This window comes from candidate division WOR-3 bacterium (genome assembly GCA_039803925.1).
GTDB lineage: Bacteria > Hydrothermota > Hydrothermia > Hydrothermales > JAJRUZ01 > JBCNVI01.
Genome location: JBDRZL010000018.1, coordinates 34,233 through 45,697 on the forward strand (window position 1 = coordinate 34,233; position 11,465 = coordinate 45,697).

Annotated in this window: 10 protein-coding genes; 8 read left to right on the plus strand and 2 right to left on the minus strand. The window is 27.7% G+C overall.

The window, feature by feature from the left end:
• The first annotated feature begins 20 nt into the window (after positions 1 to 20).
• Together ABIN17_07685 and ABIN17_07690 are read left to right on the plus strand one after the other, a co-directional pair.
• Positions 21 to 605, plus strand: a complete 585-nt coding sequence (locus tag ABIN17_07685; protein ID MEO0284929.1) for a SagB/ThcOx family dehydrogenase — start codon at positions 21 to 23, stop codon at positions 603 to 605.
• Position 606: 1 nt separating this feature from the next.
• Complete coding sequence (locus ABIN17_07690) at positions 607 to 1,530, plus strand: radical SAM protein (protein ID MEO0284930.1); 924 nt, start codon at positions 607 to 609, stop codon at positions 1,528 to 1,530.
• 9 nt (positions 1,531 to 1,539) lie between these two features.
• Here ABIN17_07690 and ABIN17_07695 read toward each other — a convergent pair whose 3' ends face one another.
• A complete protein-coding gene (locus ABIN17_07695) occupies positions 1,540 to 2,088 on the minus strand; it encodes a flavin reductase family protein (GenBank protein MEO0284931.1) in 549 nt (182 codons plus the stop codon).
• A 67-nt stretch (positions 2,089 to 2,155) separates the two neighbouring features.
• Here ABIN17_07695 and ABIN17_07700 point away from each other — a divergent pair, with 67 nt between their 5' ends.
• From ABIN17_07700 to ABIN17_07720, 5 genes are read left to right on the plus strand one after another with little or no spacing between them, the layout of a single operon-like run.
• On the plus strand, positions 2,156 to 2,575 hold the full coding sequence (locus ABIN17_07700; GenBank protein ID MEO0284932.1) for a DUF4476 domain-containing protein: 420 nt from the start codon (positions 2,156 to 2,158) through the stop codon (positions 2,573 to 2,575).
• On the plus strand, positions 2,572 to 3,636 hold the full coding sequence (locus ABIN17_07705) for a glucose-1-phosphate thymidylyltransferase (protein MEO0284933.1): 1,065 nt from the start codon (positions 2,572 to 2,574) through the stop codon (positions 3,634 to 3,636). Before ABIN17_07700 ends, ABIN17_07705 begins: the two co-directional genes overlap by 4 nt.
• On the plus strand, positions 3,633 to 6,632 hold the full coding sequence (locus tag ABIN17_07710) for a hypothetical protein (GenBank protein MEO0284934.1): 3,000 nt from the start codon (positions 3,633 to 3,635) through the stop codon (positions 6,630 to 6,632). Before ABIN17_07705 ends, ABIN17_07710 begins: the two co-directional genes overlap by 4 nt.
• Entirely contained in the window at positions 6,601 to 7,218 is a 618-nt protein-coding gene (locus tag ABIN17_07715) for a TIGR00296 family protein (protein ID MEO0284935.1), read from the plus strand. The genes ABIN17_07710 and ABIN17_07715 overlap by 32 nt, the downstream gene beginning before the upstream one ends.
• Entirely contained in the window at positions 7,215 to 8,594 is a 1,380-nt protein-coding gene (locus ABIN17_07720) for an NAD-dependent epimerase/dehydratase family protein (GenBank protein ID MEO0284936.1), read from the plus strand. Before ABIN17_07715 ends, ABIN17_07720 begins: the two co-directional genes overlap by 4 nt.
• Here ABIN17_07720 and ABIN17_07725 read toward each other — a convergent pair.
• Entirely contained in the window at positions 8,573 to 9,757 is a 1,185-nt protein-coding gene (locus ABIN17_07725) for a DegT/DnrJ/EryC1/StrS family aminotransferase (GenBank protein MEO0284937.1), read from the minus strand. The two genes, ABIN17_07720 and ABIN17_07725, sit on opposite strands and share 22 nt — an antisense overlap.
• 23 nt (positions 9,758 to 9,780) lie before the next feature.
• Between ABIN17_07725 and ABIN17_07730 the strand changes: the two genes are divergently transcribed.
• A complete protein-coding gene (locus ABIN17_07730) occupies positions 9,781 to 10,524 on the plus strand; it encodes a ZIP family metal transporter (protein ID MEO0284938.1) in 744 nt (247 codons plus the stop codon).
• Positions 10,525 to 11,465 lie beyond the last annotated feature (941 nt).

Below are 11,465 nucleotides of genomic sequence, written 5' to 3' on the forward strand. Positions count from 1 at the left end.
TTAAATTTTATATTAATATAATGAAAAAATTAAAATTACAAGAAAGGATTATTAATCAAATAGATTTTATAAAAGTTCTTGAAAAAAGAAGAACTGTAAGAGAGTTTGACCCAGATAAAGAAATCACTTTAAAAGAAATATCGACGCTCTTATGGGCTACTTATGGTATAACAGATAAAAATTACGGGCTTAAAACTTCACCCTCAGCAGGAGCAAGGTACCCGCTTGAGATATTTTTCTGTAATAAGGAAGGTTTTTTTAGATATATTCCTGAGGAAAATTCAATTTTAAAAGTAAAGGATATTGATATACGGGAAAAATTATCTCATTATGCTTATGAGCAAGATTTTATAAAGGATGCGCCAACAGTTTTTGTTATAGCTGCTGATTTTAAAAGAACAACTTCAAGATATGGAAAAAGGGGGGAAAGGTATGTTTATATAGATTTAGGTCATGCTGCACAGAATTTACTTTTATGTGCCACATATTTAGGTCTCGGTGCATGTCCTGTAGGAGCCTTTGATGACGAAAAAATAAAAAAACTACTTGAAATAGATTTTGATCCCCTTTATATAATTCCTGTGGGATATCCAAAAAATTTTTAATATGAAATTTAAATACATTTATGGTCCTGTTAATTCAAGGAGATTGGGAAAATCACTGGGTATAGACCTTTTACCTTTAAAAACATGCAATTTTAACTGTGTTTTCTGTCAACTTGGTAAAACTGAAAAACTTGTAAACAAAAGAAAAGAATATGTTCCCTTTGATGAAGTTATAGAAGAAATAAAAGAAGGTGTTAAAAAATTTTCTCCAGAAGTTTTAACCTTTTCAGGTTCAGGTGAGCCCCTTTTATATTCAAGAATAGGTGAAATGATTGATAAATTAAAAGTGCTTTTTCCTGGAATAAAATTGGCACTTTTGACTCATTCACCTTTTTTAAATAATAAAAAAATAAGGGAAGAAATTTTAAATATTGACATTTTTTGTCCCTCTCTTGACGCTGGAACTGAAAAAACTTTTTTGAAAATAGCAAGACCTCATCCTGAAATTAAATTTGAGGATATAAAAGAAGGTCTTTTAAAAATGAGAGAAGTTTTTAAAAAAAGATTTGAACTTGAAATTATGTATATTGAAAACTTAAACGATACAGAGGAGGATATAAAAGGACTAAATGAGTTTGTTAAAAAATTAAACCCTGATAAAATTTATATTAATACCCCTGTAAGACCACCAGCTGAGAAATGGGTCAAATTACCACCCTATGAAAAGGCTTTAGAATTTGCTAAAAAAATAAGTTTTAAAGCAGAGGTAATATATCTTCCACCTGAAAGAAAAAAGGAAAAATTGATGAGTTTTGAAGATATTTTAGAATCCATAAAAAGAAGACCCTATGAATTTAATGAGATTAAAAAATTAACTGGTTTAGAGGAAGAAGAGCTCAAAAATAAACTCTATTCTGAAATTAAAAAAGGTAATTTAAAAGTAGAAAGAATAAAAGAGAGAGAATTTTACTATTTTAGAAAATGAATTAGGTTTTTATTCAGGTAAAATTACTTTTGGTTCCTCAATTTCTTTAAAAGTAAAATATGCGTCTCTTCCAAGGTAAAAAGCAGGTTTAAAGTTTTTTAAATCAGGAAGACCATTTTCATCAAAAGTTCCCTCTTTTTCATGGACTTCAACAATTTCTCCTATGAAGAGAATATGATCCCCTGTAATTACCTGTCTTGTTTTAATACATTCATAGGAAGCATAGGCTTTTTTCAAAAAGGGGGAAGAAATTTTTGAAGACTCTTCAAGTTCAATATTAAACTCCTTAATTTTATCTCTTGATTTTCCACTTATTCTACCCATTATTGCATATATTTTAGCATTTTTAAAATCAACAAAATTAACTGTAAAATCTTTTGCTTTTACGAGAAGTTCATAGGTAAATCTTTTCGGTGATACAAGAACTCCATAAAGAGGAGGATTAAAGGAAAGAGGTGAGTGCCAAGCTACTGACATACCATTTATCCTCTCATTATATTTTACTATTATTATACAAGGTATTATAGGATAAGAATGATATAAGTGTTTTATTGCCATACTATTTTTATAAATAAAATAGATATCAAATTTCAACTTTTAAATAAAAATGATTTATAATATAAGTATGAAGGTTATTTTTTTCTTTTTGCTTTTAAATATTCAGGAAATAGATAAAAAAGAAATTATAAAGAGACTGGAAAAAATTGAAAAAATTGCCTATTCTCTTCCTTCGCAAAAAAAGGATTCAATAAATATTCTTATTGAGGAAATAAAAAGAATTCTTTACCCTGAAGAATTAAAAGGAGAACTTACAGAAAATGAACTTTCTAATATAATAGAAGAAATAAATAAAAATCCTGTTGTTGAAGATGCATTAAAAATACTTGAGAAAAAAACAAAAAATAGAAACCTTACTGTAAATCAGGCAAAAAAAATTTTAAATGAATTTCATTTTAAAGAAGATAAAATAAAAGTATTCAATATATTAAAGGAAAAAATTATTGATAAGGAAAATTTAAAAATCCTTGAAGGGGAAATAAAATGAAGGCTTTAATTTTAAGTGGCGGAAGGGGAACAAGATTAAGACCTCTTACCCATACATCAGCAAAACAGCTGATACCTGTTGGTGGTAAACCCATACTTTTCTATGGTATTGAGGCAATTAAAAAGGCTGGTATTGAGGATATAGGAATTGTTATAGGAGAAACCGGTGAAGAGATTAAAAATGCAGTAGGAGACGGAAGTAAATTTGGAGTAAAGATCACCTACATTTTTCAACCAGAACCACTTGGTTTAGCACACGCTGTAAAAATTTCAAGAAATTTTCTGGGTGATGAAAAATTTATAATGTTTCTTGGCGATAACCTTATAAAGGATGACCTAAAGAAATTCCGTGAATATTTTGAAAAAAATAACACTAACTCACTTGTTCTTCTCTCAAAAGTACCCAATCCCCAGGATTTTGGAGTTGCAGAGCTCAGGGATGGAAAACTTATAAAACTTGTTGAAAAACCCAAAAAACCACCTTCTGACCTTGCCCTTGTTGGAGTTTATTTTTTTGATAAAAACATTTTTAAAGCCTGTGAGGAAATAAAACCCTCATGGAGAAATGAACTGGAAATAACAGATGCCATTCAATGGCTCATTGATCACAAATTAAAGGTAGATGCTCTTTTAATAAAGGGATGGTGGAAAGATACAGGAAAACCTGAAGATTTAATTGAAGCAAATAGGTTTGTTCTTGAGGATATGGAACCTGATATAAAAGGAGAAATAATTGATTCAAAGATAATTGGAAGGGTTAAATTAGAAGAGGAAACAAAAATAATTGAAAGCACAATTAGGGGACCTGTTGTCATAAAAAGGGGCACAAAAATAATCAAAAGTTATATAGGTCCATTTACATCAATACAGGAAAATTGTTATATTGAAAATACAGAAATTGAAGATTCAATAATAATGGAAAAAAGTGAAATAAAGGAAGTGAAAGGTAGAATTGAAATGAGCATTATTGGAAAGGAAGTTAAAATTTTTCAGGACCATTCAAGACCAAGAATACATAGATTTATTCTTGGAGACCATTCTGACGTGAGACTTGTGGAATGAAAAAATTTAAAGAATTTAAAAAAAAGTTTATTCAGTATGAGCTAATAAAATTTTTTATAAATTTCATTTCCTTCTTGTTTTTTTTAATACCCATTCTTTTTTTATCAGGTTTAAAATTTTTAATTATATTACCACTTTTAGCTTTTTATTTTCCCTTAAAAATCATTACAAGAAAAGATGCCTTTTATGCTTTAAAACTTGAAAAGTTAACAGTAGGGTTTGATGGGAAAATAATTTCTGCCCTTTTATATTCAAAAAGCGAAAATAAATTTGAAAGAAGTTATTCAGAATATATTTTTAATAAACTGGACCAAATCGAAATAGATAAAGTTTTAAAGAAAAACTATAAAAGAGAAATAAAAATTTTTATACTCTCCTTTTTTATTTTAATCTTTTCTTATTTTCTTTTCACTGATAGATTTATAAAATTTTTCTTTAACATACCTGAAATAAAAGAAAAGATTATTTATAAAAATCCACCTGAGTTTCATTACATAACACAACCCTTTGTATATACTGTTAAAATTTTAGGAAAGGATATTAAAGATGCCTATGTAATATATAAATATAAAGGAAAAATTAAAAAAGAAAAAATAAATGTTTACAAAAATTCAATTGTTTTTACCTTTAAACCTGAACCAGGTCTATTTGAGTTTAAATTTAAAACAAAAAATGATGAAACACCTTTTTTAAAAACAAAATTTATAGAACCACCAAGAATTATAAAAATTGAGGTATTTGAGGGTAATAAATTACTTAACCTCCCCATGGTCAAAATAAAAGAAAATAAAAAACTTGATTTCTTTATAAATTTATCAGATCCTGTGGATTCAGAGGAGATAATTTTGGGAGAAAGAAAAATAGTTTTAAAAAATGTAAAAGATTACAACTTCTCAAATATTTTTAAAAATAGCTCAAAAATTAAATTCATTCATTTTGTAAAAAATGATAGTTTTCAGGATCCGCAAACAGTTTTAGTAAGTATAATCAGGGAATTAAAACCCATTATCCAGATAATATTCCCTGACTTTGATGTTAATATTCCTGATGAGATGAAAATTCCCTTTACTTTATATGTGAGTGATGATATTGGACTTGATAGAGTGAATGTCTATGTTGAAAAAGATGGTAAAACTATTCTTGAAAAAATAATCAAAAAATATGTTAATACAAAAAATGATACTTTTACCTTTGATTTAGATTTTGATCCCTTAAATCCAAAACCCGGTGATAACTTTTATGTCTTTTTCCGTGTTTATGATAAAGATGAGGTAAAAAAATTTTCTGATTCAAGAAAAGTTTTGGTTCATATGCCAACTTTTGAAGAATTATATGAAGAAGTTAAAAGAGAAAGTGAAAAATTTGAAGAGGAATTGAAACCTTTAAGGAGTGAAGCAAAAGACTTAATTAAAAAAATAAAAGAAGTTAGAGAAAAAATCATGGAAAGTTTAACCAAAAAAGAATTAAAAAAGGAAATAGAAGAGATTCAGAGAATTTCTGAAGAATTAACAAAAAAACTTGAAGAAGTAGAAAGAAAAATGAAAAATCTTGAAGAAAATATTGTTTCGATAGATCCTGAAATAAATGAAAAACTTTCAAAGTTAACTGAACTCGTTAAGGAACTTTTTAGTGAAGAATTGAAAGAACTTTATAAAAAACTTGAAGAGGCAGTAGAAAAGGGAAATAAAGAGGAAATAGAAAAAAGATTAAAGGAATTAATGAAGGAAAAGGAAATATGGAAAGAAAATCTTGAAAGAACTATTTCTCTTCTTGAAAAGATCAAAAAGGAATATGATTTAAAGAAACTTGTAGAAAAAGCAAAAGAAATTGAAAAAGAATTTTTTGAAATTATGAAAAATAAAGAAGGAAAGAATATGGAAGAGAGTCAGAAAAAACTTGAAGATATCATAAAAGAAATGGAAAAAATTAAAGAAAATTATGATAAAAATGTAAATTCAAAAATTGATACAGCACAGAAAAAAGGGGAAATGGCTCTAAAGGAATTAAAGGAAAATAATTTAAAAGGAAGCTTTAAAAATACGAGTGAAATGAGGGAAAATCTTGAAAAAGCAATGGAAGAATTTATGAAAAGTAATTTAGAATTTTCCATGAAATTAATTGAAAAAGCCTTCTGGGGAGTTATGGGATTTATAAAAGAAAGTGAAAGCCTTGACAGGGATTTTTTAATATCCTATAAAAACTTTGTTAGTGACATAATTTTAAATGCAAGAAATACTCTTCTCTTTCCGAGAGAGGCTTTAAGGGAAATTAAAATTTCAGAATTTTTAATGGATGAATATATAAATAAAAAAGAAAATAATGAATTCAATCAGGCACAGAAGAATTTAAAAGATTTAAGGAGTTCGCTATCAAAAGCAGCATATTTTCTCCTTCAGTTCTCTGACAAAATTTCAAGTTCAGGGGGTAGTGAAAGTGAATTGTTTGAAAATATGATGCAAAAAATTTCAGAGATGATAAAGAAACAAGGTGATATTAATAGTGCTACTTTATCTCTCTTACCTCTTCCACAACCTACGCAACTTTCTCAAGAAGAAAAAGAACTTTTATCTCAACTTGCAAAGGAACAGGGTGAATTGGTAGAGGAAATTTCAAAACTTATTAAAGAACTGGAAGAAAAGGGTGAAAAATCAGGAATTAAAGGAGCTTTAGAGGGAGCAGAAAAAGAAATGAAGGAATCAGAGGAAAAATTAAGAAAAGAAGAATTAACTGAAAGATTAAAAGATATTCAGGAAAGAATAATATCAAGATTACTTCAGGCACAGAGAAGTATAAGAAAGAGGGAATTTATTAAAAGAAGGTATGCTGAGAGACCAAAACCTTATGAAGTAACAAGTCCAAATAAAATTGATATAAGTGAATATTTAAAAATTCTTGAAGGAAAAAAAGAAATATTAAAGAATAAAAATTTAGTATCACCTTACAAAGAAGTTATTTTAAAGTATTATGAAAAACTTGAAAAATTTGAAAATAGGTAAGGAAGATGCTAAAAAACTCATAGACCTTGCAAGAAATGCTATTAAAAGTCATTTAAAAGGTGAAGAATTAAAAGTGGAAGAAGAATTAAAAGAAAAGTTTTCAAAAAAAATGGGAGTATTTACTACCTTATATACCTATCCAGAAAAATATTTGAGAGGATGTATAGGTAACCCTTATCCAACAAATCCTATCTGGGAAAATGTAGTTATAAGTTCAATAGAAGCAGCCTTTGAGGATCCGCGATTTTTGCCTCTTAAAGATGAAGGAGAACTTTCAAAATTAACATTAGAAATAACAATTTTAACAGAACCGGAACTTTTAAAGGTCCCACCAGAGGAATATAAAAAGTATATAAAAATTGGAAAAACAGGGTTAATGGTCAGAAAGGGTTTATGGAAGGGACTACTTCTTCCACAAGTGGCAGTGGAATACGGATTTGATGAAGAAAGATTTCTATCTGAGACCTGTTTAAAAGCAGGTATTAATCCTAATGACTGGAAAAAAAAGGAAACAGAAGTTTATGTTTTTGAGGGATTAAAAATAAAAGAATTATCACCAATGGGTGAAGTTAAGGTTGAAGAATGAAAGATATTCCTTTGATAAATCAATCTATAACTTTACGAGAAGCAATAAATCAAATAAATGAAGGTGGTTTTGGACTCGCATTTGTAGTTGATGATAAGAAAAGACTAAAGGGAGTTGTTAGTGATGGTGATATAAGGAGAGCTCTTTTGAATGGAATAAGTATAAATGATAGGATTGAAAAAGTTATGAATAAAAATCCAATTAAATTTTACGATTATTGGGACAGAAAAAAAATAATTGAAAGTATTGAAAAATTAAAGAAAGAAAACAAAATTCCAAAATTAAAAACATTACTAATTCCAGTTATATCCAGGGAAGGTAAAATCAAAAAAGTTATAGGAATAGAACCTGAGAAGAAATTTTCTTTTGATTTAATTAAAAAAAGATATAAAAAAACAAAAAAAATTCTTGTTATAGGAGGAGCTGGTTATATAGGTTCGGTTCTTACAAGGATGTTATTAAAAAGGGGATATTTTGTAAAAGTTTTTGATAATCTCTTGTATGGTGATATTGGTTTAAGAGGAATAAGAAGTAAAAATTTTAAATTTTTAAAAGGTGATATAACAAATATAAGTAATATAGTGGAAGCAATAAAGGACATAGACACTGTTATTCATCTTGGAGCAATTGTAGGTGACCCAGCAAGTAAAATAAAACCAAGAGAAACACTTGAAATAAATTATTTTTCAACAAAAACTCTCGGTGAAATTGCTAAATATCTTGGAGTAAGAAAATTTATTTTTGCCTCATCATGCAGTGTATATGGTTATAAAAAAACAATATGTAATGAAGAAACAGAACCTAACCCCTTATCCTTATATGCTGAAACAAAATTACTTTCTGAAAAAGCACTTCTTGAATTAAAGGATAATGGATTCTCACCCATTATTTTAAGATTTGCAACAGCTTTTGGATATTCACCGAGAATGAGATTTGACCTTGTCGTGAATTTACTGATTGCAAAAGCTATCAAGGAAAAAAAGATAACAGTATACGGAAACGGAAAACAGATAAGACCTTTTATTCATATAAAAGATATTTCAAGAGCAATAATAAAGATACTGGAAGCCGATGATGAAAAGGTAAGCGGTCAGATATTTAATGTAGGTTCAGATAAAATGAATAAGAGTATTCTTGAAGTTGCAAAAGAAATAAAAGAAAGTGTTCCTGAAGCGGAGATAGTATTTTTAAAAGAAAAAGAAGATAATAGAAACTATAATGTTTCCTTTAAAAAAATCAAAAAAATTTTAAACTTTGATACCAAATATGATATAAATTATGCAGTAAGAGAAATAAAAGAAGCCTTCGATAGAGGGGAAATAAAAAATTTTTATGACAAAATTTATAGCAACTTTCATTCTCTGAAGGAAAAATAATTTTTTATTTCCTTTCTGAAATCATAAATTCTCTTAATACATTCACATATTTTTTTAATATCTTTGTCTTTGAGAAGTGAGTAGATGGGTAAACTTATAACCCCTTTAGAAGTTTTTTCAGTAATTTTTAGATTCAAATTACTATATTTCCCTTTAAACATTTTCTGAAGATGACATGGTGGATAAAAGTATCTCTTTACTTGTATATTTTCTTTTTCAAGTGAAAGCTTTATTAAATCTCTTTCAAGACCGAATTTTTCCTCATCTATTATAATGGAAAAATCTTTGAAAGTTGATCTTAAATCCCTATTTACCTTTTGAAAAGAAATACCAGGTAAATCCCTTAAATTTTCCATATAAATTTCTGCAATTTCATTTCTTCTTTTTATTTCCTCCTCTACTCTTTTCAATGAAAATAGTCCGAGAATTGCATGAAATTCACTCATCCTTGAGTTTAAACCTACATATTCAAAATCATTTGTACCAGGGTCACCGTAATTTCTCAAAATTCTTAATTTTTCAGCCATTTCCTTATTTTTTGTTGTTATGACTCCACCCTCACCTGCTACAAGAGTTTTTGTTGGACTTAAACTGAAAACTTCCGCATCTCCAAAATTCCCGATGAATTTATTTTTAAATTTAGCACCAAAGGCATGGGCTGCATCAAATATCAAATAAAGATTATGTTTTTTTGCAATTTCCTCAATTTTTTGGACATCACAGGGAGTTCCATATACATGAACAGCAAGAATTCCTTTTGTATTTTCATCAATATTTTTCTCAATTTCCTCTGGTGAAATATTTAAGGTATCAGGATCAATATCAACAAATTTTAGTTCAATATTATTCCATAAAAGGGCACAAGAGGTAGCTGGAAAAGTAAAAGAGGGTAAAATGAAATTACCCTTTTCAATCTCAAGAGATTTTAGAGTTAAAAGAAGTCCAAGAGTACAACTTGATACACAAATAGCATAAGGAACATTTAAATATTCAGAAATTTTTTCCTCAAATTCCCTTACATATTTACCATTTGTAATCTGACCTGTTGAGAAAATTTCTCTTAATTCATTTTTAATATCCTTAATATCAGGGCAAAAAGGTTTATATATAGGTACCTGAAATTTAAATATAGGTTCTGAACCTAAAATTGCAGGTTTTTTCATAGATTTTATATTATAATATAAAAATGATTTTATTAAGCATAATTATTTCAACTTTTATAGTGAGCTTTATTTCCCTTACGGGAATAATCTTCTTAATTATCAGTAAGGATATATTTGAAAAACTATTATTTTTTTTAATTTCTCTTGCAGCTGGAGCTCTTATAGGTGGTTCCCTTTTACACCTTATGCCTCATTCTCTTGAAAAAATTGAACCACTTTCTTCTTTCTGGATTTTTATTTTAGGGTTTGTGAGCTTTTTTTTACTGGAAAGAATTTTAAGATGGAGACACTGTCATGAATTTGATTGTCCTATCCATCCTGTAACTTATTTAAGTTTAATAGGTGACAGTATTCATAATTTCATTGATGGAGTGGTCATTGCTTCAAGCTTTCTTATTAATTTTCATTTTGGAATAATAACAACTTTAATTGTTTTGGCACACGAACTTCCTCAGGAGCTTTCCGATTATGCAATACTTGTTTATGGTGGAATGGGTAAAATAAAAGCTCTATTCTTTAATTTTATAACAGGATTAACAAGTTTTATCGGCGGTGTAGCAGGTTATTTTTTCTTAAGAAGTGAAAATCTAATTTTTTATATATTACCTTTTGTTGCTGGAAACTTCTTTTATATTTCAGCCTCTGATTTAATTCCAGAACTTCACAATGAGACAAATTTAAAAAAATCTATAAATTCCTTTCTTTTTTTTATTTCAGGTATTTTTTTAATATTTTCTTTAAAATTAATTTTTAAAAATAACATATAAAAAAATTTAAAAAGTAATAATAAAACTTCCCAGAGTCGGGACAGAATACCTTATATGATGATCTTAGTAAACAAGCAACCCTTAAAAGGTTTAAAATGTTATGGTAATTTATAATTGTACGATTTATATACATATTAGAATAATAATTGTTCCTTATATAATTTTTCAAAAAATATTCAAGAGGAGGAGAATTAGTAAGGGCTTGATGTGGTTTTTGTGTATTATACCATAGAAGGTAATTCATCAAATAGTAGTTGAATTTATCAGGCTGAATAATCTCCTTTAAATTCCACTCAATTAAATGTTCGTAGAAAAGTCTATTAAATCTTTCTACAAAAACATTACTCTGGGGATCTTTAGGATAATTAAAGAAATGAATAATGTTTAATTTATTAAGTAATTCTTCAAATTCCCCATAAATTCACTTCCGTTATCAGTTTGGACTCTTTTTACTTTAAATGGCATTATTTTTATTAGCTTTTCCAGAAAATCCCTTGCATTTCTGCTTGTTAATTAGAATTTGGATTTATAATTTCATTTCTATCTTTAAGATATCTTATTATTTTTGCAAAATTCACAGTCGCGGAATTTCCCATCTCCTTTTCTTTATATATTCAATAACTTCAGGATAAAAAGTCTTTGTCTTCTCCTTATAGGTGCCCTTGATTTAGGAATAAGAGCAGAAACATCATAATTTTTTATAACATGGCATTTTAAATCCTTTCGGTCTCATGAAATAATTTTAAAGTATTTCTCTATCTTTATTCAATAATTCTATTATCTTTTTAAAATTTTTCGGGTTTTCTCTCTAATGGCACGGAAACTCATGTTTTATATCCAAAATACAATTTTTCAAGTTGATTTAGGTCATATTTATTAGAAGGAACAGCATAATCAATTATTTTTCCTGCCTCCATTGTAAAAATAAAATCACTTATTTT